General features: G+C 50.2%; 19 protein-coding genes, 2 tRNA genes and 1 other RNA gene. 15 read left to right on the forward strand and 7 right to left on the reverse strand.

Annotated features, from left to right (window positions below; genetic code table 11):
- The first annotated feature begins 266 nt into the window (after positions 1-266).
- The 4 genes from I6L54_RS12080 to narI are packed head-to-tail and all read left to right on the forward strand — an operon-like array spanning position 267 to position 6,929.
- Entirely contained in the window at positions 267-4,010 is a 3,744-nt protein-coding gene (locus I6L54_RS12080) for a nitrate reductase subunit alpha (RefSeq protein ID WP_040233225.1), read from the forward strand.
- Positions 4,007-5,545, forward strand: coding sequence for a nitrate reductase subunit beta (narH, locus tag I6L54_RS12085; protein WP_040233224.1), 1,539 nt, complete (start codon positions 4,007-4,009; stop codon positions 5,543-5,545). Before I6L54_RS12080 ends, narH begins: the two co-directional genes overlap by 4 nt.
- The gene (gene narJ / locus I6L54_RS12090) at positions 5,542-6,252 is read left to right on the forward strand and encodes a nitrate reductase molybdenum cofactor assembly chaperone (RefSeq protein WP_005126387.1); all 711 of its coding nucleotides are present in this window, start codon (positions 5,542-5,544) and stop codon (positions 6,250-6,252) included. Before narH ends, narJ begins: the two co-directional genes overlap by 4 nt.
- Entirely contained in the window at positions 6,252-6,929 is a 678-nt protein-coding gene (narI, locus tag I6L54_RS12095; RefSeq protein ID WP_040233221.1) for a respiratory nitrate reductase subunit gamma, read from the forward strand. Before narJ ends, narI begins: the two co-directional genes overlap by 1 nt.
- Positions 6,930-7,139: 210 nt before the next feature.
- Here narI and I6L54_RS12100 read toward each other — a convergent pair.
- From I6L54_RS12100 to I6L54_RS12120, 5 genes are all read right to left on the reverse strand, one after another.
- Positions 7,140-7,224: transfer RNA gene (locus tag I6L54_RS12100), tRNA-Tyr, on the reverse strand.
- Positions 7,225-7,258: 34 nt separating this feature from the next.
- A non-coding RNA gene (locus I6L54_RS12105) (RtT sRNA) lies at positions 7,259-7,390 on the reverse strand.
- A 43-nt stretch (positions 7,391-7,433) separates the two neighbouring features.
- Positions 7,434-7,518: transfer RNA gene (locus I6L54_RS12110), tRNA-Tyr, on the reverse strand.
- Between the two features lie 157 nt (positions 7,519-7,675).
- Entirely contained in the window at positions 7,676-8,518 is an 843-nt protein-coding gene (gene purU, locus I6L54_RS12115; RefSeq protein ID WP_005126391.1) for a formyltetrahydrofolate deformylase, read from the reverse strand.
- Between the two features lie 55 nt (positions 8,519-8,573).
- Positions 8,574-9,029, reverse strand: a complete 456-nt coding sequence (locus I6L54_RS12120) for a YchJ family protein (protein WP_040233219.1) — start codon at positions 9,027-9,029, stop codon at positions 8,574-8,576.
- Positions 9,030-9,140: 111 nt separating this feature from the next.
- Between I6L54_RS12120 and rssA the strand changes: the two genes are divergently transcribed.
- The 3 genes from rssA (at position 9,141) to galU (ending at position 12,266) form a co-directional block, all read left to right on the forward strand.
- Complete coding sequence (gene rssA / locus I6L54_RS12125; protein ID WP_005126393.1) at positions 9,141-10,049, forward strand: patatin-like phospholipase RssA; 909 nt, start codon at positions 9,141-9,143, stop codon at positions 10,047-10,049.
- Between the two features lie 90 nt (positions 10,050-10,139).
- Positions 10,140-11,153, forward strand: a complete 1,014-nt coding sequence (rssB, locus tag I6L54_RS12130; RefSeq protein WP_005126394.1) for a two-component system response regulator RssB — start codon at positions 10,140-10,142, stop codon at positions 11,151-11,153.
- 204 nt (positions 11,154-11,357) lie between these two features.
- Positions 11,358-12,266: a UTP--glucose-1-phosphate uridylyltransferase GalU gene (gene galU, locus I6L54_RS12135; RefSeq protein WP_005126395.1), complete on the forward strand. Its 909-nt coding sequence runs from the start codon at positions 11,358-11,360 to the stop codon at positions 12,264-12,266.
- A 138-nt stretch (positions 12,267-12,404) separates the two neighbouring features.
- On the opposite strand, the gene hns is transcribed toward galU, so the two are convergent.
- Entirely contained in the window at positions 12,405-12,818 is a 414-nt protein-coding gene (gene hns / locus I6L54_RS12140) for a histone-like nucleoid-structuring protein H-NS (RefSeq protein WP_003020723.1), read from the reverse strand.
- Positions 12,819-13,465: 647 nt separating this feature from the next.
- Here hns and tdk point away from each other — a divergent pair.
- A complete protein-coding gene (gene tdk, locus I6L54_RS12145; RefSeq protein WP_040233218.1) occupies positions 13,466-14,083 on the forward strand; it encodes a thymidine kinase in 618 nt (205 codons plus the stop codon).
- Between the two features lie 222 nt (positions 14,084-14,305).
- Here tdk and adhE read toward each other — a convergent pair whose 3' ends face one another.
- Complete coding sequence (adhE, locus tag I6L54_RS12150) at positions 14,306-16,984, reverse strand: bifunctional acetaldehyde-CoA/alcohol dehydrogenase (RefSeq protein ID WP_005126398.1); 2,679 nt, start codon at positions 16,982-16,984, stop codon at positions 14,306-14,308.
- 487 nt (positions 16,985-17,471) lie between these two features.
- On the opposite strand from adhE, the gene ychE reads away from it, so the two are divergent.
- The 7 genes from ychE to I6L54_RS12185 all read left to right on the forward strand — a co-directional run bounded on the left by ychE (position 17,472) and on the right by I6L54_RS12185 (position 25,509).
- Complete coding sequence (gene ychE, locus I6L54_RS12155; RefSeq protein ID WP_005126400.1) at positions 17,472-18,119, forward strand: NAAT family transporter YchE; 648 nt, start codon at positions 17,472-17,474, stop codon at positions 18,117-18,119.
- 771 nt (positions 18,120-18,890) lie between these two features.
- Positions 18,891-20,522, forward strand: a complete 1,632-nt coding sequence (gene oppA, locus I6L54_RS12160) for an oligopeptide ABC transporter substrate-binding protein OppA (protein WP_040233217.1) — start codon at positions 18,891-18,893, stop codon at positions 20,520-20,522.
- A 233-nt stretch (positions 20,523-20,755) separates the two neighbouring features.
- Positions 20,756-21,676 carry an oligopeptide ABC transporter permease OppB gene (gene oppB / locus I6L54_RS12165; RefSeq protein ID WP_005126405.1) on the forward strand — a complete coding sequence of 307 codons (921 nt, stop codon included), beginning with the start codon at positions 20,756-20,758 and terminating at the stop codon, positions 21,674-21,676.
- Positions 21,677-21,690: 14 nt separating this feature from the next.
- Positions 21,691-22,599 carry an oligopeptide ABC transporter permease OppC gene (oppC, locus tag I6L54_RS12170; RefSeq protein WP_005126406.1) on the forward strand — a complete coding sequence of 303 codons (909 nt, stop codon included), beginning with the start codon at positions 21,691-21,693 and terminating at the stop codon, positions 22,597-22,599.
- 11 nt (positions 22,600-22,610) lie between these two features.
- Entirely contained in the window at positions 22,611-23,624 is a 1,014-nt protein-coding gene (gene oppD / locus I6L54_RS12175) for a murein tripeptide/oligopeptide ABC transporter ATP-binding protein OppD (protein ID WP_005126407.1), read from the forward strand.
- Positions 23,621-24,625, forward strand: a complete 1,005-nt coding sequence (oppF, locus tag I6L54_RS12180; protein ID WP_005126408.1) for a murein tripeptide/oligopeptide ABC transporter ATP-binding protein OppF — start codon at positions 23,621-23,623, stop codon at positions 24,623-24,625. The genes oppD and oppF overlap by 4 nt, the downstream gene beginning before the upstream one ends.
- 47 nt (positions 24,626-24,672) lie before the next feature.
- The gene (locus I6L54_RS12185) at positions 24,673-25,509 is read left to right on the forward strand and encodes an ion transporter (protein ID WP_040233214.1); all 837 of its coding nucleotides are present in this window, start codon (positions 24,673-24,675) and stop codon (positions 25,507-25,509) included.
- The last annotated feature ends 37 nt before the right edge of the window (positions 25,510-25,546 follow it).

Below are 25,546 nucleotides of genomic sequence, written 5' to 3' on the forward strand. Positions count from 1 at the left end.
AGGCAGGGGGGATACCCCTTAATACCCACTTGTAAAGAATTTAACATTTGCACGAGAAGTTGTTTTTAAAATCCATTTATAAATCAATTAATTATATTAAATATCAATATCCTACTTAAGGGGTATGCGAAAATTAACCACCTATTTTCATCCCTGTCTGCCTTGATCGTTATCAATTATCACGCCCTTTCAGAGCGTTACCTTCACTCCCAATCAAGCAATGTCGATTTATCAGAGAGCCGTCAGGCTCCTACAGGAGAGAACCGATGAGTAAATTCCTGGACCGGTTTCGCTACTTCAAACAGAAGGGCGAAACCTTTGCCGATGGGCACGGCCAGCTTCTCAATACCAACAGGGACTGGGAGGATGGATACCGCCAGCGTTGGCAGCATGACAAAGTCGTGCGTTCAACCCACGGCGTAAACTGCACCGGCTCATGCAGCTGGAAAATCTACGTGAAAAATGGTCTGGTAACCTGGGAAACCCAGCAAACTGACTACCCGCGTACTCGTCCTGATCTGCCAAACCACGAACCTCGCGGCTGCCCGCGTGGCGCGAGCTATTCCTGGTATCTCTACAGCGCAAACCGCCTCAAATATCCGCTGATGCGTAAACGTCTGATGAAGATGTGGCGTGAAGCGAAAAGACTGCACAGCGATCCCGTTGACGCCTGGGCCTCCATCATCGAAGACGCCGATAAAGCAAAAAGCTTCAAACAAGCGCGTGGTCGTGGCGGGTTTGTCCGTTCGTCCTGGCAGGAAGTAAACGAACTGATTGCGGCATCTAACGTCTATACCGTGAAAACCTATGGTCCTGACCGCGTTGCTGGTTTCTCTCCGATCCCGGCAATGTCGATGGTTTCTTATGCTTCCGGTGCTCGTTACTTGTCACTGATTGGCGGTACCTGCCTGAGCTTCTACGACTGGTACTGCGATCTGCCGCCTGCCTCTCCGCAGACCTGGGGCGAGCAGACTGACGTACCGGAATCTGCTGACTGGTACAACTCCAGCTATATCATCGCCTGGGGTTCTAACGTACCGCAGACCCGTACTCCGGATGCGCACTTCTTCACAGAAGTTCGCTACAAAGGCACCAAAACTGTCGCGATTACGCCGGATTACGCAGAAATCGCCAAGCTTTGCGACCTGTGGCTGGCACCGAAGCAGGGGACTGATGCCGCAATGGCGCTGGCGATGGGCCACGTTATGCTGCGTGAGTTCCATCTCGACAACCCAAGCCAGTACTTTACCGATTACGTGCGCCGTTACACCGACATGCCAATGTTGGTCGTGCTTGAAGAGCGTGACGGTTACTATGCCGCCGGTCGTATGCTGCGTGCGGCGGATTTGGTCGATTCTCTGGGTCAGGAAAACAACCCGGAATGGAAAACTGTCGCGATTAACAGCAACGGTGAGATGGTTGCGCCGAACGGTTCAATCGGTTTCCGCTGGGGTGAAAAAGGTAAATGGAACCTGGAGCAGCGCGACGGCACATCCGGTAATGAAACCGAACTGCAGCTCAGCCTGCTGGGTAGCCAGGATGACATCGCGGAAGTCGGTTTCCCGTACTTCGGTGGCGAAGGAACTGAACACTTCAATAAAGTCGAACTGGAAAACGTTCTGCTGCATAAGTTGCCGGTGAAACGCCTGCAGTTGGCGGACGGTTCTACCGCGCTGGTGACCACCGTTTATGACCTGACCATGGCTAACTACGGCCTGGAACGTGGTTTGAACGATGAAAACTGCGCGACCAGCTACGATGACGTAAAAGCGTATACCCCTGCGTGGGCAGAAAAAATCACCGGTGTTTCACGTTCTCAAATCGTGCGTATTGCCCGTGAATTTGCCGATAACGCCGATAAAACCCACGGACGTTCGATGATCATCGTCGGTGCGGGTCTGAACCACTGGTATCACCTCGATATGAACTATCGCGGCCTGATCAACATGCTGATTTTCTGCGGCTGTGTTGGTCAGAGCGGCGGCGGCTGGGCACACTATGTGGGCCAGGAAAAACTGCGTCCTCAGACCGGCTGGCAGCCCCTGGCGTTTGCCCTCGACTGGCAGCGTCCGGCGCGTCACATGAACAGCACCTCCTACTTCTATAACCACTCCAGCCAATGGCGCTATGAGACGGTCACCGCGCAGGAACTGCTGTCTCCGCTGGCGGATAAATCCCGCTACAGCGGTCATTTGATTGACTTCAACGTGCGCGCCGAGCGTATGGGCTGGTTGCCGTCTGCACCGCAGTTGGGTACTAACCCGCTGTACATTGCGCGTGAGGCGGAAAAAGCAGGGATGACACCCGTCGATTACACCGTTAAATCTCTGAAAGAAGGTTCTATTCGCTTTGCGGCAGAACAACCAGAAAACGGTAAAAACCATCCACGTAACCTGTTTATCTGGCGCTCTAATCTGCTGGGCTCATCCGGTAAAGGTCATGAATACATGCTGAAGTATCTGCTGGGTACTGAGCACGGTATCCAGGGGCTGGATCTGGGGAAACAGGGCGGCGTGAAACCGGAAGAAGTGGAATGGCAGGATAATGGTCTCGACGGCAAGCTGGATCTGGTGGTAACGCTGGACTTCCGTCTGTCGAGCACCTGTCTGTATTCCGACATCGTGCTGCCAACGGCTACCTGGTATGAAAAAGACGACATGAATACCTCGGATATGCATCCGTTTATTCATCCGCTGTCTGCTGCTGTTGACCCAGCCTGGGAATCGAAAAGCGACTGGGAAATCTACAAAGCCATCGCCAAGAAATTCTCTGAAGTCTGTGTCGGTCACCTTGGCAAAGAAACTGATGTGGTGACGCTGCCTATCCAACACGACTCCGCCGCTGAACTGGCGCAACCGCTGGATGTGAAAGACTGGAAAAAAGGCGAATGCGACCTGATTCCGGGCAAAACAGCACCGCACATCATGACCGTTGAGCGTGATTACCCGGCAACTTACGAGCGCTTCACCTCTATCGGTCCGTTGATGGATAAAGTCGGTAACGGTGGTAAAGGGATTGCCTGGAATACCCAGAGCGAAATGGATCTGCTGCGTAAGCTCAATTACACCAAGGCAGAAGGTCCGGCGAAAGGCCAACCTTGTCTTAATACAGCAATTGATGCCGCAGAGATGATCCTGACCCTGGCACCGGAAACGAATGGTCAGGTTGCCGTCAAAGCCTGGGCTGCGCTGAGTGAATTTACCGGTCGTGACCATACGCATCTGGCACTGAACAAAGAAGACGAGAAGATTCGCTTCCGTGATATTCAGGCGCAACCGCGCAAAATCATCTCCAGCCCGACCTGGTCAGGCCTGGAAGATGAACACGTTTCTTATAACGCCGGTTACACCAACGTTCATGAGCTAATCCCATGGCGCACGCTGTCTGGTCGCCAGCAGTTGTATCAGGATCACCAGTGGATGCGTGACTTCGGCGAAAGCCTGCTGGTCTATCGTCCGCCAATCGACACTCGTTCGGTGAAAGAGGTGATGGGCGAGAAGTCCAATGGCAACCCTGAAAAAGCACTCAACTTCCTGACGCCGCACCAGAAGTGGGGTATCCACTCTACCTACAGTGACAACCTGCTGATGCTGACGTTAGGTCGCGGCGGTCCGATTGTGTGGATGAGTGAAGCCGATGCGAAAGATTTGGGTATCGAAGATAACGACTGGATCGAAGTTTTCAACAGTAACGGTGCCTTAACTGCCCGTGCCGTTGTCAGCCAACGTGTGCCGGCCGGGATGACCATGATGTACCACGCGCAGGAACGTATTGTGAACCTGCCAGGTTCAGAAATTACCCAGCAGCGTGGCGGGATCCATAACTCGGTAACGCGTATTACGCCGAAACCGACCCACATGATCGGCGGCTATGCACATCTGGCCTACGGCTTTAACTACTACGGTACCGTAGGCTCGAACCGTGATGAGTTCGTGGTGGTACGTAAGATGAAGAACATTGACTGGTTGGATGGTGAAGGCAATGACCAGGTACAGGAGAGCGTAAAATGAAAATTCGTTCACAAGTCGGCATGGTGCTGAATCTCGATAAGTGCATCGGTTGCCACACCTGTTCAGTAACCTGCAAAAACGTCTGGACCAGCCGTGAAGGTGCCGAATATGCCTGGTTCAATAACGTTGAAACGAAGCCTGGTACGGGGTTCCCGACTGACTGGGAAAACCAGGAAAAATGGAAGGGCGGTTGGATCCGTAAAATCAACGGCAAGCTGGTGCCGCGCATGGGTAACAAAGCGCTGCTGCTGGGTAAAATCTTTGCTAACCCGCATCTGCCGGGCATTGATGATTACTACGAGCCGTTTGATTTCGACTACCAGACGCTGCACAACGCGCCTGCTGATAGCAAGGCGCAGCCGATCGCCCGTCCGCGCTCGCTGATTACCGGTCAGCGTATGGACAAAATCACCAAAGGTCCGAACTGGGAAGATGACCTGGGCGGCGAGTTTGAGAAGCTGGCGAAAGACCAGAACTTCGAAAATGTGCAGAAGGCGATGTACGGTCAGTTTGAAAACACCTTCATGATGTATCTGCCCCGTCTGTGCGAGCACTGTCTGAACCCGGCGTGCGTGGCGACCTGCCCAAGCGGCGCCATCTACAAACGTGAAGAAGATGGCATCGTGCTGATTGACCAGGACAAGTGCCGCGGCTGGCGTATGTGCATCACCGGTTGTCCGTACAAGAAGATCTACTTCAACTGGAAGAGCGGTAAATCTGAGAAGTGCATTTTCTGCTATCCGCGTATCGAAGCCGGTCAGCCGACCGTGTGCTCCGAAACCTGCGTGGGTCGTATCCGTTACCTCGGCGTACTGCTGTATGACGCGGATGCGATTGAAAGCGCGGCAAGCACCGAGCATGAGAAAGATCTGTACCAGCGTCAACTGGATGTGTTCCTCGATCCGAACGATCCGGCTGTTATTGAACAGGCGCTGAAAGATGGTATTCCGCTGAGCGTTATCGATGCCGCACAGCAGTCTCCGGTTTATAAAATGGCGATGGACTGGAAGTTGGCGCTGCCGCTACATCCGGAATACCGCACATTGCCGATGGTTTGGTATGTGCCACCTTTATCTCCGATTCAGTCTGCCGCTGACGCGGGTGAACTGGGTAGCAACGGTATTCTGCCGGACGTGGACAGCCTGCGTATCCCGGTTCAATACCTGGCGAACCTGCTGACTGCGGGTGATACCCAGCCGGTACTGCGGGCGTTGAAACGTATGCTGGCGATGCGTCACTACAAACGCGCAGAAACCGTAGACGGTAAAGTTGATACCCGCGCGCTGGAAGAGGTCGGGCTGACCGAAGCTCAGGCGCAAGAGATGTATCGTTACCTGGCGATTGCTAACTATGAAGATCGTTTTGTGATCCCGAGCAGCCATCGCGAACTGGCGCGTGAAGCATTCCCGGAGAAGAGTGGTTGTGGTTTCACCTTCGGTGATGGTTGCCACGGTTCTGATACTAAATTCAATCTGTTCAACAGTCGCCGCATCGATGCTGTCGATGTGACCAGCAAAACGGAGCCGCACCAATGATTGAACTCGTCATTGTTTCGCGTCTGCTCGAGTACCCGGATTCTGCCTTGTGGCAGCATCAGCAGGAACTTTTCGATGCACTCGCGTCATCTGAAAACCTGGACAAAGAGGATGCCCAGACGCTGGGCGTTTTCCTGCGCGATTTAACTGCACAGGACATGCTGGATGCGCAGGCAAGCTATAGCGAACTGTTCGACCGCGGTCGTGCGACTTCGCTACTGCTGTTTGAACATGTTCACGGTGAATCCCGCGATCGCGGTCAGGCGATGGTTGACCTGATGGCCCAGTATGAGCAGCACGGACTACAACTCGATAGCCGCGAATTGCCAGATCACTTGCCGCTGTATCTGGAGTACCTCGCACAGTTGCCAAAAAGCGAAGCGTTAGGTGGCTTGCAGGATATCGCCCCGATTCTGGCGCTGCTCAGTGCGCGTCTGCAACAGCGCGAAAGCCGTTACGCGGTGCTGTTTGATCTGCTGTTAAAACTGGCGAATACCGTTATCGACAGCGATAAAGTGGCAGAAAAGATTGCGGATGAAGCGCGTGACGACACGCCGCAGGCACTGGATGCTGTTTGGGAAGAAGAGCAGGTGAAATTCTTTGCCGACCAGGGGTGCGGTGAATCTGAAATTTCTGCTCACCAACGTCGTTTTGCCGGAGCCGTTGCGCCGCAGTACCTGAACATCACCACCGGAGGACAGCAATAATGCACTTCCTGAATACGTTCTTCTTTGACATCTATCCGTATATTGCGGGTTCTGTCTTTCTGATTGGCAGTTGGTTACGTTACGACTACGGTCAGTACACCTGGCGTGCGGCTTCCAGCCAGATGCTGGATCGCAAAGGGATGAACCTTGCGTCAAACCTGTTTCACATTGGGATCCTCGGCATCTTCGCGGGTCATTTCCTGGGGATGCTGACGCCGCACTGGATGTATGAAGCGTGGCTGCCGCTCGAAGTGAAGCAGAAGATGGCGATGTTTGCGGGCGGGGCGTCCGGCGTGATGTGCCTGGTGGGGGGCGTACTGCTGCTGAAACGTCGTCTGTTCAGTCCACGCGTACGTGCAACGACCACGGGAGCCGACATTCTGGTGCTGTCCATTCTGGTTATCCAGTGTGCGCTGGGTCTGCTGACTATTCCATTCTCCGCCCAGCATATGGACGGTAGCGAGATGATGAAGCTGGTGAACTGGGCACAGTCCGTGGTGACCTTCCACGGCGGCGCGTCTCAGTATCTGGACGGTGTGGCGTTTATTTTCCGTATGCACCTGGTGCTCGGTATGACGTTGTTCCTGCTGTTCCCGTTCTCGCGTCTGGTGCATATCTGGAGCGTGCCAGTTGAGTATCTGACACGTAAATATCAGATTGTTCGTGCGCGTCACTAATTTCGCGTTGTAACGCACCAAACCCCGCTACGGCGGGGTTTTTTGTATTGTGCACGCCGGATGGGGGCGTAACCGCCTTATCAGGCCTACGCAGACGTCAGTTCTCTGTAGGCCTGATAAGCGTAGCGCATCAGGCAAATTGCTGGCACGTATTGAGGGCAGAATATGGGGTATTGCAGATGGAGTTGGTGTTAGTGCTATATGAAGTGATGGTGGTGGGGGAAGGATTCGAACCTTCGAAGTCGATGACGGCAGATTTACAGTCTGCTCCCTTTGGCCGCTCGGGAACCCCACCAGGGGTATACTGATTTTGTGAACTAGCTGAATAATGGTGGTGGGGGAAGGATTATTCGTCGCTTCGCTCCTCACCCTTCGGGCCGTTGCCTGCGGCAACGTTGTCTCGCTTTCGCTCGACTCGAACCTTGGTCGAAGGTTCTCACCCTTCCCAGTGAGTGCAAACTTCAGCATGGCTCATTGGGGTAACTACATTGCTGTAGTGAATAATGGTGGTGGGGGAAGGATTCGAACCTTCGAAGTCGATGACGGCAGATTTACAGTCTGCTCCCTTTGGCCGCTCGGGAACCCCACCACGGGGTAATGCTATGTTACTGGCCTGCTTCCTTTGGAAGCGGGGCGCATCATATCAAATGATGCGCCCCTGTAAAGCATTCCGTTGATAAAAAAGAACTGGTTGCCTGATTTTTACGCGTAAAGATGTAAAGGTAACCAATAAAATTATCAATCGATTACAGAATAATCGTTCGGTTACCGTAAACAAAGACACGCTGAGCGAGAACCTGATACAGCGCGCGGCTTAATACATTTTTCTCAACGTCACGACCGGCACGCATCATATCCTCTGCGGTATAGGTATGATCCACATGAATCACGTCCTGCATGATGATCGGACCTTCGTCGAGATTGTCATTTACATAGTGGGCTGTCGCTCCGATGATCTTCACGCCGCGCTCATACGCCTGATGGTACGGGCGCGCGCCAATAAAGGCGGGCAGGAATGAGTGGTGAATATTGATGATCTTATTTGGGAAGCGAGAAACAAATGTCGGCGTCAGGACACGCATATATTTTGCCAGCACGACATAGTCTGGCTGATGTGCGTCGATGGCATCCGCCATTTTCTGGTCATGCTCATCACGTGTTAAACCTTCATGGCTGACCAGCTCAAAAGGAATATCAAAACGCTCAACCAGGGAACGTAGCGTGTCGTGGTTGCCGATAACCGCGGCAATTTCAACATCCAGTCCGCCGTAATTGGCCTTCATTAACAGATCGCCCAAACAGTGGGCTTCTTTGGTGACTAAAATAACGATGCGGCGGCGTCCCGCTGGCGTAAGCTCGCGAATGGAACCTTCTGGTAGCGCGCTGTCCAGATCGGTCAGCAGTGTGACATCGTTAAAAATGCCTTCCAGCTCGGTACGCATGAAAAAACGCCCGGTACGATGGTCCACGAACTCATTGTTCTGCACGATGTTCAGTTCGTGCTTGTAACAGATGTTAGTAATGCGCGCGATCAGACCTTTTTGGTCCGGGCAAATTGTACGCAGCACTTTTCGTTGTAATGAATGCATTTGCAGCGGAGATCCTGTTGAGAATGTTTGCATAATTGATACTGTCGGGCGTTGATTAGCCGCAGCACTTTTTAAATTTTTTACCGGAGCCACAAGGGCAGGTATCGTTTCGTCCAATTGGCGGGCGTGTACCGTCAATATAGTACCACTGACCGTTTTCTTTTAAAAAACGAGAGCGTTCGATAATTGCGCCTGTTTTTCCCTGTTCAGAAAACCGTGCGACAAAACTGACATAGCCGATATTGTCGGTTTCTGCCGTCTGCTGTTCAAAAACGGTCAGTCCCAGCCATTCGGTATGGGTAAATCCTGCAATAATGTCATCCCGGAAATCGGCGGCATGGCAATCTGGATGCCAGGTTTTGATGAGGTAATCTGCGTCTTTCATCACAAAAGCACAGTAACGAGAACGCATGAGATGTGACGGCGTAGGTGCTACTTGTGCACCGGACACATAACGGTAGCAACATAGGCTATACTCGACAGCGCTACCACAGGGACAAAGCTGAGACACAAAGTACTCCCTGGAATAAAAAAACGGCGTAAAAACGCCAGGGTGGCACTATGTTAACTGAGCCGTGGCGATGTTGCTACGTCTGTAAGCCAGGGGAAGTCTGTAGGTATAATGAGAAAAATAAAAATTGGGCTGGCGCTAGGTTCCGGCGCAGCACGCGGCTGGTCGCATATTGGTGTGATCAAAGCCCTGAAACACATGGGCATTGATATTGATATTGTGGCAGGGTGTTCCATTGGCTCACTGGTCGGCGCCGCCTACGCATGTAACAAACTCCCCGCGCTTGAACAGTGGGTTTGCTCCTTCAGTTACTGGGATGTTTTACGCCTGATGGATCTCTCGTGGCGCAGGGGAGGGTTATTGCGCGGCGAGCGGGTATTCAATCAGTATCGGAATGTCATGCCGGTAGAATCTATCGAACAATGCTCACGTCGTTTTGCTACTGTCGCAACCAATCTAAGTACGGGCCGTGAGCTGTGGTTTACCGAAGGTGATTTGCACCTTGCCGTCCGTGCCTCCTGCAGTATTCCTGGCCTGATGTCACCTGTGGCGCATAATGGTTATTGGCTGGTTGATGGCGCGGTGGTGAACCCTGTACCCGTCTCTCTGACGCGCGCCCTGGGTGCTGACATCGTTATCGCGGTCGACCTGCAACATGATGCGCATCTGATGCAACAGGATCTGCTCTCCTTCAACGTCAATAGTGAAACCGAATCGAACGATGATGATGAGCTGTCATGGCATGCCCGCCTGAAAGAGCGCTTGAGCAACATTACGGCCCGGCGAGCAGTCACGGCACCGACGGCGATGGAGATCATGACGACCTCGATTCAGGTTCTGGAAAACCGTCTCAAGCGCAACCGTATGGCTGGAGACCCACCTGATATTCTGATTCAGCCGTTTTGTCCACAAATATCCACGCTGGATTTCCATCGCGCTGGTGCTGCAATTGCTGCCGGGCAGTTAGCGGTCGAGAAGAAAATGGATGAGCTTCTGCCCCTGGTAAAAACCAACGTTTAACGCATTTTTTATCAACACTTAAGCAAATTCTGACAGGCGTGAGTTGCAATAGCATGCCACTATTTACTAAAGCCAGTCAGGGGGGAGAATATGACGCAGCCATTGGTCGGAAAACAGATTCTTATCGTTGAAGATGAGCCGGTATTTCGCTCGCTTCTGGATTCATGGTTTTCCTCTTTGGGAGCGACAACAGCAGTAGCGGGAGACGGGCTTGATGCGCTGGAGTTACTGGGGCGCTTCACCCCCGACCTGATGATTTGCGATCTCGCAATGCCGAGAATGAACGGCCTTAAACTGGTTGAGTATCTGCGTAATCGTGGCGATCAGACGCCTATTCTGGTGATCTCCGCAACGGAAAATATGGCCGATATTGCCAAAGCATTACGACTCGGTGTGGATGATGTTCTTTTAAAGCCCGTGAAGGACCTTAACCGCCTGCGAGAAACCGTTTTTGCGTGTCTTTATCCCAATATGTTTAATTCTCGTGTGGAAGAAGAAGAACGCCTGTTTCGTGACTGGGATGCGATGGTGGGCGATCCTGCAGCTGCTGCAAAACTGTTGCAAGAATTGCAGCCCCCAGTGTCGCAGGTCATCTCGCATTGTCGGGTTAACTACCGCCAGTTGGTCGCCGCCGATCAGCCAGGGCTGGTACTGGATATTGCGCCGCTCTCAGACCATGACCTCGCGTTTTATTGTCTGGATGTGACAAGGGCAGGGGATAATGGCGTTCTGGCGGCATTACTACTGCGTGCGCTATTTAACGGTTTGCTACAGGAACAGTTAGCACATCAAAATCAACGATTGCCGGAGCTCGGTGCGTTATTGAAGCAGGTGAATCATTTACTGCGTCAGGCTAATTTACCAGGACAGTTTCCTTTGCTGGTGGGCTATTATCACAGCGGATTAAAAAACCTGATTTTGGTATCAGCAGGGCTGAATGCGACATTAAATACGGGTTCACATCATGTACAAATCAGTAATGGTGTTCCGTTGGGCACCTTAGGTAATGCGTATCTTAATCAACTGAGTCAGCGCAGTGAGTCCTGGCAATGCCAAATCTGGGGGGCAGGTGGTCGTTTGCGCCTGATGTTGTCTGCGGAATGAACAATTGACAGGTAGGGGAATCAAATTGGCTCACCTCCTTCATGCCGCGAGTGCTACTATCAGCGCCAGATTTCTACGTATTTATCTTAATTATACCGACGCGCGTCCTTTTCAGACCTGAAGCTTACTGCGGTACTGATATACTCGGATGCGAAACAGATTGATGAACATGTTCAATACATGAACAGTCCAGGAGAGTTTTAAATGGCTGCCCTTAATTCAAAAGTCAAAAAGGCCGTTATCCCGGTTGCGGGATTAGGAACCAGGATGTTACCGGCTACGAAGGCAATCCCGAAAGAGATGCTACCGTTGGTTGATAAACCATTAATTCAGTACGTCGTAAACGAATGTATTGCTGCGGGCATCACTGAAATTGTACTCGTGACTCACTCGTCTAAAAATTCAATTGAAAACCACTTTGATACCAGCTTTGAACTTGAAGCGATGCTGGAAAAGCGCGTAAAACGTCAACTTCTGGAAGAAGTGCAATCTATTTGCCCTCCGCATGTCACTATTATGCAGGTGCGTCAGGGGCTGGCAAAAGGTCTGGGGCACGCGGTATTGTGTGCCCATCCGGTTGTTGGCGATGAACCCGTTGCGGTCATCCTGCCGGACGTTATTCTTGACGAATACGAATCTGATTTATCCCGTGACAACCTTGCTGAAATGATCCACCGTTTTGATGAAACAGGCAGCAGCCAGATTATGGTGGAGCCTGTAGCTGACGTAACGGCTTATGGTGTTGTTGATTGCAAGGGCGTTGAATTAACGCCTGGTGAAAGCGTACCGATGGTTGGCGTGGTAGAAAAACCGAAAGCAGACGTTGCGCCATCGAATCTGGCCGTTGTGGGACGTTATGTTCTCAGTGCGGATATCTGGCCTCTGTTGGCAAAAACACCTCCGGGAGCAGGTGATGAAATTCAGCTGACCGACGCTATCGATATGCTGATCGAAAAAGAAACGGTAGAGGCCTATCACATGAAGGGTAAAAGCCATGACTGTGGTAATAAGCTGGGCTATATGCAGGCGTTTGTTGAATATGGTATTCGCCATAATACGCTTGGCTCTGAATTTAAAGCATGGCTTGAAGATGAGATGGGTATTAAGAAGTAACCTCGCGGTATTATAAGGACAGAACGGCGCTGCTAATCCAGCGCCGTTTTTTTATACCTAATTTGGGTAGGGCGATGTGCGAAGTACGGGTAAAAAAAATCCCGCCAGTGGCGGGATTTTAAGCAAACTATTTCTGAATTATTCCTTGATCAGGAAATCGTCCAGTTGTTTACCTTGTTCTTCCATCGCTTTTTTGATCACAGCCGGTGTACGACCCTGGCCAGTCCAGGTTTTAGTTTCACCGTTTTCGTCAACGTAGCTATATTTAGCCGGACGCGCTGCGCGTTTAGCTTTGGTGCCGGACTTAACCGCTGCCATGCTATTCAGCAGTTCGTTCGGATCAATACCGTCAGCAATCAACATTTCACGATATTGTTGCAGTTTACGAGTACGCTCTTCAACTTCAGCAGCGGCAGCGCTTTCTTCTTCGCGACGCTCGCTAACTACAACTTCTAATTTTTCCAGCATTTCTTCAAGCGTTTCCAGAGTACATTCTCTCGCCTGCGCACGAAGAGTACGGATGTTGTTCAGAATTTTAAGTGCTTCGCTCATTGTAGTAATCTCAAACTTATATTGGGGGTGGTTTGTTGAGCTAATAATAGAGCGATAAATTCAGTTGTGCAATAGCCAGGAATGTAAGGAATTCAAAATTGCTCTTTATTTAGTGTCTGTATTAATTGTTCTGTCTTAATTTTACGACGATGTCGGGCATAAAAAAGGCTTATTGGTATGCGGGCTTCACGGCAGCAGCGAGTAGAAATTCAAGATTCAGGTCACATTTCATGGTGTACAAATAGTATCTCTTTGCAGTGATTTCAACCTTTTGTATTAGTTTTGCTTACGTGAATCCCCCTATTACAAGGTGGCTATCGTTAGATGCAATAACAATAAGGGCAGGGTTTCTTTATTGCGCGGTGATGATAAGTGACGTTGATGAATTTCAGGAGCACTATTTGTGAAAGAATGTGTATATACTCATCATACTTCAGGTTGTTTGTGCTTTGGCTGCGGACTTTCACTCTATCGTACACTTGAGAAAGTACTCAAGGGCACTTCCGCGCTGTGGGGTATTTAGACGAAACAGGGCGATGTCCGCACGTTCTTTTATACATCCCGGATGTCACGCTGCACCGACATGTTTGTGAAATATGATACAATCCTGCCCATATTTATTTTCCCCCGGTGAGGGCCGATACACAATGGCACAGCTTTATTTTTACTATTCTGCAATGAATGCAGGCAAGTCGACGGCATTGCTGCAATCTTCATACAATTATCAGGAACGTGGGATGCGTGCCGTTGTATATACAGCGGAAATTGATGACCGTTTTGGTTCGGGAAAAGTAAGTTCACGTATAGGCCTGTCGTCACCTGCAAAATTGTTTAACCAAAATTCATCATTGTTCGAGGAGATTCGTGCGGAGAACGCGCAGCAACGAATTCATTGCGTGCTGGTTGATGAGTCTCAGTTTCTGACGCGACAGCAGGTTTATGAATTATCAGAGGTTGTTGATCAGCTGGATATTCCCGTGTTGTGTTACGGCTTGCGCACCGATTTTCGTGGTGAGTTATTCGGCGGTAGTGAATACCTGCTTGCATGGTCAGATAAGCTGGTTGAATTAAAAACTATTTGTTTCTGTGGCCGTAAGGCCAGCATGGTATTACGCCTTGATCAGGCCGGAAGACCTTATAACGAAGGTGAGCAGGTCGTTATAGGCGGAAATGAACGCTATGTATCGGTGTGTCGTAAGCATTATAAGGAAGCACAGTCTGAAGGCTCTCTGACGGCCATTCAGGAACGTCACAGCCACGATTAACCCTCTGTTCTCCTGCTGAGTTAAAATCGCAGGGTAGGTCTCTGCTTTAGCCAGAAGCGCTACCCTGCGGTATTGCCTTCTGGTGTCACTCTCACACTTATTTCCCTTACGCCTTTTCACCGCCGATGGCGGGCATCTGCATAGTCTGATTTTCGCTGAGCATGGCAAAAAAAACGGCCCCAAAGGGCCGTTTATGAAGATACTAAAACTTATGTGAGTGCATTAAGCGGATTTTTTCGCTTTTTTCTCAGTTTTAGGCGCTGCTGCTGGCTCAGTTTTAGCCGCAGTTTCACCCTCGCTATACTCACGACCGTAGTAAGTATCGAGCAGGATCTGTTTCAGTTCAGAAATCAGCGGGTAACGCGGGTTAGCACCGGTGCACTGGTCGTCAAACGCATCTTCGGACAGTTTGTCGACGTGTGCCAGGAAGTCAGCTTCCTGAACGCCAGCTTCACGGATAGATTTTGGAATACCCAGTTCAGCTTTGATTTCTTCCAGCCATGCCAGCAGTTTCTGGATTTTAGCCGCAGTACGGTCGCCCGGTGCGCTTAAACCCAGATGGTCTGCGATTTCGGCGTAGCGACGACGAGCTTGCGGACGATCATACTGACTGAAAGCAGTCTGTTTAGTCGGGTTGTCGTTCGCGTTATAACGAATGACGTTGCTGATCAGCAGGGCGTTCGCCAGACCGTGAGGAATGTGGAACTGAGAACCCAGCTTATGCGCCATTGAGTGACATACACCCAGGAAGGCGTTAGCAAACGCAATACCGGCGATGGTTGCTGCACTGTGAACACGCTCACGCGCTACCGGGTTCTTAGAACCTTCATGGTAGGACGCCGGCAGGTTTTCTTTCAGCAGTTTCAATGCTTGCAGAGCCTGACCATCAGAGAATTCAGAAGCCAGTACGGAAACGTAAGCTTCCAGAGCGTGAGTCACTGCATCCAGACCACCGAATGCACACAGTGATTTCGGCATATCCATGACCAGGTTGGCATCGACAATTGCCATGTCTGGGGTCAGCGCGTAGTCAGCCAGCGGATATTTCTGACCCGTTGCATCGTCGGTAACAACCGCAAACGGGGTCACTTCAGAACCGGTACCGGAAGTGGTGGTGACGGCGATCATTTTCGCTTTCACGCCCATTTTCGGGAACTTATAGATACGTTTACGGATGTCCATAAAGCGCAGCGCCAGCTCTTCGAAATGGGTTTCCGGATGTTCGTACATTACCCACATGATTTTCGCGGCGTCCATCGGGGAACCACCGCCCAGCGCAATGATCACGTCTGGTTTGAAGGAGTTCGCCAGCTCAGCACCTTTGCGTACAACGGTCAGAGTCGGGTCAGCTTCTACTTCAAAGAACACTTCAGTTTCAACGCCAGCCGCTTTCAGCACGGAAGTGATCTGGTCAGCATAGCCGTTGTTAAACAGGAAGCGGTCGGTCACGATCAGCGCACGTTTGTGACCATCAGTAATCACTTCATCCAGTGCGATTGGCAGAGAGCCACGACGGAAGTAGATAGATTTCGGAAGTTTATGCCACAACATGTTTTCAGCTCGCTTAGCAACGGTTTTCTTGTTGATCAGGTGCTTAGGACCAACGTTTTCAGAGATGGAGTTACCACCCCAGGAACCACAACCCAGAGTCAGGGAAGGCGCGAGTTTGAAGTTGTACAGATCACCGATACCACCCTGAGATGCCGGGGTGTTAATCAGGATACGTGCGGTCTTCATCATCTGACCGAAGTAAGCAACGCGTTCTGGCTGGTTATCCTGGTCGGTGTACAGGCAAGAGGTATGACCGATACCGCCCATCGCAACCAGTTTTTCAGCTTTAATAACAGCGTCTTCGAAGTCTTTCGCACGGTACATAGCCAGCGTCGGGGACAGTTTTTCGTGAGCAAACGGTTCGCTTTCGTCAACAACCTTCACTTCGCCGATCAGGATCTTAGTGGTTTCTGGTACGGAGAAGCCTGCCAGTTCAGCAATTTTGTATGCCGGCTGACCAACGATAGCGGCGTTCAGTGCACCGTTTTTCAGGATAACGTCCTGAACAGCTTTCAGCTCTTTACCCTGCAGCATGTAGCCGCCGTGGCTGGCGAAACGTTCACGAACTGCATCGTATACAGAGTCAACAACAACAACGGACTGTTCAGAAGCACAGATTACGCCGTTATCGAAGGTTTTAGACATCAGAACAGAAGCAACCGCGCGCTTAATATCCGCAGTTTCGTCAATAACAACAGGGGTATTACCTGCACCTACACCGATTGCTGGTTTACCGGAGCTGTATGCTGCTTTAACCATGCCTGGACCGCCGGTCGCAAGGATCAGGTTGATGTCCGGGTGATGCATCAGAGCATTAGACAGTTCAACGGAAGGTTGATCGATCCAGCCGATCAGATCTTTCGGTGCACCAGCAGCGATAGCAGCCTGCAGAACGATATCAGCGGCTTTATTGGTCGCATCTTTAGCACGCGGATGCGGAGAGAAGATGATGGCGTTACGCGTCTTCAGGCTGATCAGCGATTTGAAGATAGCAGTAGATGTCGGGTTAGTGGTCGGAACGATACCGCAGATGATACCAATGGGTTCAGCGATGGTGATAGTACCGAAAGTGTCGTCTTCAGACAGCACACCACAGGTCTTTTCATCTTTATAAGCGTTGTAAATGTATTCAGAAGCAAAGTGGTTTTTAATCACTTTATCTTCGACGATGCCCATGCCGGATTCGGCAACGGCCATTTTCGCGAGAGGGATTCGAGCGTCTGCGGCTGCCAGAGCGGCGGCGCGGAAGATTTTGTCAACCTGTTCTTGAGTGAAACTGGCATATTCACGCTGGGCTTTTTTTACGCGCTCTACAAGTGCGTTAAGTTCAGCGACATTAGTAACAGCCATAATGCTCTCCTGATAATGTTAAACTTTTTTAGTAAATCATCTGCTCGATACGAGAGTATAGACAGATCGACGAAAATTTGTGTAACGTTTTGAAAATCAAACGGTTAATTAACGTCCACTTTACTTTGATTTACTAAAAGAGCTTATGCGTTAGCGTCATTTAACTCTAACGCGTTACCTCCAGGTGGCGTTAGCAAGATTACTCACTTCTGAGTAGTAATTGCGTGATCTGGATCAAATTTCTTCAAAGCTGACACCTTTCAGCAGGCCCTTTTAGCGTTTCTTGGTAAGTGTTAAAAAATTGATGTAATGAATGTGGTTAACATTAGCATACTTAATACATATTAATAACACCGAGTAATGGTAGCGTATTTACGTAGATATACGCAGATAGCAGGTGAAGTATGCTGACAAAAGGCGTATCTTCAGCGCGGATTTCATCAATTTTTATGACTCATTTTATCCGGCTAACGCTTCGGAGCTAACCGTGACCCATACGCTATTCGATTTTCCTGTCTATTTTAAATTTTTCATTGGGTTATTTGCTCTGGTCAACCCGGTAGGGATCATCCCTGTCTTTATCAGCATGACCAGCTACCAGACTGCTGCCGCACGCAATAAAACCAACCTTACGGCAAACCTGTCGGTTGCTATCATTCTGTGGACCTCTCTGTTTCTGGGGGATGGAATTCTGCAACTGTTTGGTATCTCAATTGATTCGTTCCGGATTGCCGGTGGTATCCTGGTCGTGACTATCGCGATGTCGATGATCAGCGGAAAACTTGGGGAAGATAAGCAAAACAAGCAGGAAAAGTCGGAGACGGCGATACGCGAGAGCATTGGCGTTGTCCCGTTAGCGCTGCCGTTAATGGCGGGGCCGGGGGCAATAAGCTCAACCATCGTTTGGGGCACGCGGTATCACAGTGCGATTAACCTGTTTGGCTTTTTTGTGGCGATTGCGCTGTTTGCGCTGTGCTGTTGGGGATTGTTTCGTATGGCGCCGTGGCTGGTTCGCCTGTTGGGGCAAACCGGCATCAACGTCATCACACGTATTATGGGGTTGCTGTTAATGGCCCTGGGGATTGAGTTCATTGTGACCGGAATCAAATCCATTTTCCCGGGTTTACTTGCCTGATATCCCTCTTCTGCATCAACGGAGCCACTATCGGCTCCGTTACCTTTCATTATCCGTAAAACTTCTCACTAAAGTTGAAAATCAGCATAACAAAAATAATAAATGTTTATGCTTAACTCTTTTGTTATTCATTGAATTTATGAATATAACCCTTAACAGTCCGCCTGAGGGGGCCAAGTGTCGCTGTTATTTTATTAACATCATACTCTTGGGCTTGCTGAAGGATTATCGAAATGTTATTAGTTATTTCAGCACCTAATTTAGATGAATGTGCTAATTAATAACCAATTGTTAAATTTATGTGCATTCTGACGTCTCTTCGATGCCGGACAGGGAGATGAGCTGGGTGTCTCACGCAATGCATTGAATTAATTGATATTGTTGTTAAATGTTCGCTTTTTTGATGCTTCTGTTGTGCAGTTTTTTTTCGATAAAAGAGAATTGCTTAACAAATCTGTAAAATGTATTGGCGGTGAAGAAACGCATTTGATACTTTCCGGCCAGGTATTTAGCAGAAGATTACACGTTGATGAGAATAATTTTCATTTAGTTTCTCTCGACAGGGTAATAGCGTGCTTCCGGCAGGGGAGGCACGTAGATAATCGACGCAAGGCGATCAAACGAATCGCCAGAATAAATAAAGTCGGTGATAGCGAGCAGTAAACAAAAAAACACCTGACGGTAGAAAATCTCCGGTGCCGTACAGGGATCCTGACAGGATTAACAGTCTGGTTATAAAACCAGCCATAATAATGAGGGAGTACAAACACAATGACTAACATCACTAAAAAAAGTTTAGTAGCTGCGGGGATCCTAACTGCGCTAATCGCTGGAAATGTTGCTACAGCAGCAGTGGTACCAGCAGGCGTACAGTTGGCTGAGAAGCAGACTCTGGTGCGTAATAATGGTTCGGAAGTTCAGTCACTCGATCCGCATAAAATCGAAGGTGTACCGGAATCCAACATTAACCGTGATTTATTTGAAGGTTTATTAATCAGTGACGTTGATGGCAAACCATCGCCGGGCGTGGCTGATAAATGGGAAAATAAAGATTTTAAAGTCTGGACATTCCATCTGCGTAAAGATGCGAAATGGTCTGATGGAACGCCTGTTACCGCACAAGATTTCGTCTATAGCTGGCAACGTCTGGCGAACCCTAATACTGCTTCACCGTACGCCAGCTATTTACAGTACGGACATATTGTCAATATTGATGACATCATCGCCGGTAAGAAGCCAGTAACCGATCTCGGTGTAAAAGCGATTGACGACCATACCTTTGAAGTGACTCTGAGTGAACCTGTTCCTTATTTCTACAAACTCCTTGTGCACTCCTCTCTTTCCCCTGTGCCTAAAGCCGTGGTGGAAAAATTCGGGGAAAAATGGACCCAGCCCGCTAACATCGTTTCTAACGGCTCTTATAAACTGAAAGACTGGGTTGTCAACGAGCGTATTGTACTTGAGCGTAATACCCACTACTGGGACAACGCGAAAACCATTATTAACCAGGTCACATACCTGCCAATTTCTTCTGAAGTGACTGACGTGAACCGCTATCGCAGCGGTGAAATCGACATGACCTATAACAACATGCCGATTGAGTTATTCCAGAAACTGAAAAAAGAGATCCCGAACGAAGTTCACGTTGATCCTTATCTGTGCACCTATTATTACGAAATTAACAACCAAAAAGCACCGTTCAACGATGTTCGTGTTCGTACCGCCCTGAAGCTGGCGCTGGATCGTGACATTATCGTCAACAAAGTGAAAAACCAGGGCGATCTGCCTGCCTATAGCTTTACCCCGCCATATACTGATGGCGCTAAACTGGTTGAGCCAGAGTGGTTCAAGTGGTCACAGGAAAAACGTAACGAAGAGGCGAAAAAACTGCTGGCCGAAGCTGGTTTTACCGCGGATAAACCGTTGACCTTTGATCTGCTGTATAACACCTCCGATCTGCACAAAAAGCTGGCTATCGCTGCGGCATCCATCTGGAAGAAAAATCTGGGTGCGAATGTGAAGCTGGAAAATCAGGAGTGGAAGACGTTCCTCGATACGCGTCATCAGGGCAACTATGATGTTTCACGCGCAGGATGGTGTGCGGATTATAACGAACCGACGTCTTTCCTGAATATGGTGCTGTCCGATAGCTCCAACAACACCGTCCACTATAAGAGCCCTGCATTTGACAAGTTGATTGCTGATACCCTGAAAGCAACTGATGATGCTCAGCGCAGTGAACTGTATTCGCAAGCAGAACAGCTGCTGGATAAAGACTCAGCAATTGTACCGGTGTTCTACTACGTCAATGCCCGTCTGGTGAAACCTTGGGTAGGCGGATATTCCGGTAAAGACCCGATGGATAATATCCACGTTAAAGACTTGTATATTATCAAGCATTAATGGCAAGACGTGGGGCAATCATTTTTGCCCCACAGTGTCTTTTTCATTGAACTATAAATACCTCTTTAGACAAAGAGAGGTATACCCTAAATAATTCACGTTGCAGGAAGGCGGCAACGCAGCGAATCGCCAGGAGCTTACTTAAGTAAGTGACTGACGTGAGCGAGTAAAGCCAACGCACCTGCAGCGTGAAGTATGACGGGTATAAAGGCACACGCCAGAAGGTACGGGCAATGTTGAAATTTATATTACGCCGCTGTCTGGAAGCGATTCCGACGCTATTTATTCTTATTACGATTTCATTCTTTATGATGCGTCTTGCGCCGGGAAGTCCTTTCACCGGAGAGCGCGCGTTACCGCCAGAAGTTCTGGCGAATATTGAAGCGAAATACCATCTTAATGATCCGATCTCAACGCAGTACTTTAGCTATCTGAAACAGTTGGCACACGGTGATTTTGGGCCATCCTTTAAATATAAAGACTACACCGTTAATGACCTGGTCGCGTCAAGCTTTCCGGTTTCCGCGAAGCTGGGGGCTGCGGCCTTTATTCTGGCGGTGGTGATCGGCGTCAGTGCGGGCGTAATTGCCGCGTTGAAGCAAAACACGCGTTGGGATTATACGGTTATGGGGGTGGCGATGACCGGGGTGGTGATCCCCAGTTTTGTCGTTGCTCCCTTATTAGTCATGATATTTGCGATCACACTGAAATGGCTACCCGGTGGCGGTTGGAACGGTGGGGCGCTGAAATTTATGATCCTGCCCATGGTGGCGCTATCCCTGGCCTATATTGCCAGTATTGCGCGTATTACCCGCGGCTCAATGATTGAAGTGCTGCACTCTAACTTTATTCGAACCGCGCGTGCTAAAGGGTTGCCGATGCGACGGATTATTTTCCGCCATGCGTTAAAACCTGCGTTGTTGCCGGTGTTGTCCTATATGGGGCCCGCATTTGTTGGCATCATTACCGGTTCGATGGTTATTGAAACTATCTATGGTTTACCGGGTATTGGGCAGTTGTTCGTGAATGGCGCATTAAACCGCGATTACTCGCTGGTACTGAGCCTGACTATTCTGGTCGGCGCGCTGACCATCGTGTTTAACGCGATTGTCGATGTGCTGTATGCCGTAATCGACCCGAAAATCCGTTACTGATACTGGAGCTCGCTATGATGTTAAGTAAGAAAAACAGCGAAGCGCTGGAGAATTTCAGTGAAAAGCTGGAGGTCGAAGGCCGCAGCCTGTGGCAGGATGCTCGTCGACGCTTTATGCATAACCGAGCGGCAGTAGCCAGCCTCGTGGTACTGGTGATTATTGCGCTGTTTGTGACGTTGGCACCCATGTTATCGCAGTTTACCTACTTCGATACTGACTGGGGCATGATGTCCAGCGCGCCTGATACGGAGTCCGGGCACTATTTTGGCACTGACTCATCTGGTCGTGATCTGCTGGTGCGGGTGGCGATTGGCGGACGTATCTCGTTGATGGTCGGCATTGCCGCAGCGCTGGTGGCGGTAGTCGTCGGTACGCTGTACGGTTCTTTGTCGGGTTATCTCGGCGGCAAAATCGACTCCGTGATGATGCGTCTGCTGGAAATCCTTAACTCCTTCCCGTTCATGTTCTTCGTTATTCTATTGGTTACCTTCTTTGGGCAAAACATCCTGCTAATCTTTGTGGCGATTGGGATGGTGTCCTGGCTTGATATGGCGCGTATCGTTCGTGGCCAGACGCTGAGCCTGAAGCGCAAAGAGTTTATTGAAGCAGCCCAGGTCGGTGGGGTGTCTACCGTGCGAATTGTTGTGCGCCACATTGTGCCAAACGTACTGGGTGTGGTGGTGGTCTACGCCTCGTTGCTGGTTCCCAGCATGATCCTGTTTGAATCTTTCCTGAGCTTCCTGGGACTTGGCACACAAGAGCCGCTAAGTAGCTGGGGCGCACTGCTCAGCGATGGTGCCAACTCGATGGAGGTATCGCCATGGTTACTGCTGTTTCCGGCAGGGTTCCTGGTGGTGACGCTATTCTGTTTTAACTTTATTGGCGATGGCCTGCGTGATGCCCTCGACCCGAAAGACCGTTAAGGAGTGCCGCCATGAGCGTAATTGAGACCTCAACCGCGCCGCTCGCGCAACAACAGGCTAACGCATTGCTGAACGTTACCGATCTGCGTGTGACGTTTGCCACCCCAGATGGTGATGTTACTGCAGTAAACGATTTAAACTTTTCACTACGCGCCGGGGAAACGCTGGGTATTGTTGGTGAGTCTGGTTCAGGTAAGTCGCAGACTGCATTTGCCTTGATGGGCCTGTTGGCCGCAAATGGCCGTATTGGCGGTTCCGCTACATTCAACGGTCGCGAGATCCTGAACTTACCGGAGCGCGAGCTCAACAAACTGCGCGCCGAGCAAATCTCGATGATTTTCCAGGACCCGATGACATCTCTCAATCCGTACATGCGCGTCGGCGAGCAGTTGATGGAAGTTCTGATGCTGCATAAAGGTATGAGCAAAGCGGAAGCCTTTGAAGAGTCGGTCAGGATGCTGGATGCGGTGAAGATGCCGGAAGCGCGTAAGCGTATGAAAATGTATCCGCATGAATTCTCCGGCGGTATGCGTCAGCGTGTGATGATCGCCATGGCGCTTCTGTGCAGGCCAAAACTGCTGATAGCCGATGAGCCGACTACCGCGCTCGATGTGACGGTACAAGCGCAAATTATGACGCTGCTGAATGAACTGAAAAGCGAATTCAACACGGCGATTATCATGATCACCCACGACCTTGGCGTTGTGGCCGGTATTTGCGATAAAGTTCTGGTGATGTACGCCGGACGAACCATGGAATATGGTAGTGCGCGCGATGTCTTTTATAAGCCGGTTCATCCGTATTCGATTGGCCTGCTTAATGCCGTCCCGCGTCTGGATGCCGAAGGGGAAGAAATGCTGACTATCCCGGGTAATCCGCCGAACCTGTTGCGTTTACCGAAAGGTTGCCCGTTCCAGCCCCGTTGCCCGCATGCCATGGAAATCTGTAACAGTGCTCCGCCACTAGAAGAGTTTAGTCCGGGACGTCTGCGCGCCTGCTTTAAACCGGTGGAGGAACTGGTATGAATGCGGTGACCGAACAACGAAAAGTGCTCCTTGAAATTGCTGATCTGAAAGTCCATTTCGACATTAAAGACGGCAAGCAGTGGTTCTGGCAGCCGGCTAAGACCCTAAAAGCGGTTGATGGCGTGACCCTACGACTGTATGAAGGCGAAACCCTGGGCGTGGTCGGCGAATCAGGCTGCGGGAAATCGACCTTTGCCCGTGCGATTATCGGCCTGGTGAAAGCCACCGATGGAAAGGTGGCCTGGCTGGGTAAAGATTTGCTGGGTATGAAACCCGATGAGTGGCGGGCAGTGCGCAGTGACATCCAGATGATTTTCCAGGATCCGCTGGCATCGTTAAACCCGCGTATGACCATTGGTGAAATTATTGCCGAACCGCTGCGGACTTATCATCCGAACCTGCCTGGTCAGGAAGTCCGTGACCGTGTGAAGGCGATGATGATGAAGGTTGGCTTGCTACCGAATCTGATTAACCGCTACCCACATGAGTTTTCCGGTGGTCAGTGTCAGCGTATTGGGATTGCCCGTGCACTGATCCTTGAGCCGAAGCTGATAATTTGTGATGAGCCCGTATCCGCGCTGGACGTATCAATTCAGGCGCAGGTTGTTAACCTGTTGCAACAGCTACAGCGTGAAATGGGATTATCGCTCATCTTCATTGCCCACGACCTGGCGGTGGTTAAGCATATTTCCGATCGCGTGCTGGTGATGTATCTCGGACATGCGGTGGAGCTAGGAACCTATGACGAGGTGTACCATAATCCGCTGCATCCTTATACCAAGGCGCTAATGTCAGCGGTGCCAATTCCCGATCCTGATATGGAGAGGAACAAGGTTATCCAACTGCTGGAAGGTGAGTTACCTTCCCCGATTAATCCTCCTTCGGGGTGTGTGTTCCGCACGCGTTGTCCGATCGCCGGCCCAGAATGCGCGAAAACGCGTCCTGTACTTGAAGGGAGTTTCCGACACGCGGTTTCCTGCTTAAAAGTAGACCCGCTATAATCGAGAGGGCTGACACACTGTCAGCCCTTCTTTTTGGTGAGGTAAATGTGTCAGGCTTAGTCTCTTCTGTTCGCCGTACTCTCTATCGTACATTATTTGATTTAGACACACGCTCGGGGCGCCGTTTTGAAGGCATGTGCGCACTGTTCGCATTGCTGAGCGTGATTGTTATCTTCATTGAGTCTGGGGTTGGGACGCAATACCATTTAACCTATGATGAATGGCATATTTTTGTCTGGCTGGAAGTCTTTATTACGCTGGTCTTTACCCTCGAATATCTGCTCAGATTGTGCTGCTGGGCCAATCCTGCAAAATATGTGTTTAGCTTCTGGGGAATTATCGATCTCGCGACGATTCTGCCACTGTATGTGATGTGGCTATGGCCGGAAATTAGTCTGAGTTATGTTTTCGCCTGGCGAGCGATGCGCGTGCTGCGTGTACTGCGAATACTCAAACTGCTGCGATTTATGCCGTCGCTGCGTGTGTTCTGGAGCGCAATTAAAAGTGCCCGTCATCAGTTGATGCTGTTTTACTCGTTTATTGCCATTCTGATGATTGTCTTTGGCGCCCTGATGTACCTGATTGAAGGCCCGAAATATGGTTTTACTACGCTGAATGCGTCGGTATATTGGGCAATCGTTACGGTTACAACTGTTGGCTATGGTGATATTACCCCGCATACACCGCTTGGCCGCATGGTTGCGTCAGTGCTGATCCTGATTGGTTATTCGGTTATTGCAATCCCGACCGGATTGATAACAACACACATGAGTAGTGCGTTTCAGCACCGGCAAAATCAGCGCAAATGTCCACAGTGCCAACAAAGCCAGCATGAGCACAGCGCGCAATTTTGTAATCGTTGCGGAAGCAGATTGCCTGACTAGAAATAAAAAAAGCTGCGAGAGCAGCTTTTTGTTTTCA

Source organism: Citrobacter pasteurii (genome assembly GCF_019047765.1).
Lineage (GTDB): Bacteria > Pseudomonadota > Gammaproteobacteria > Enterobacterales > Enterobacteriaceae > Citrobacter > Citrobacter pasteurii.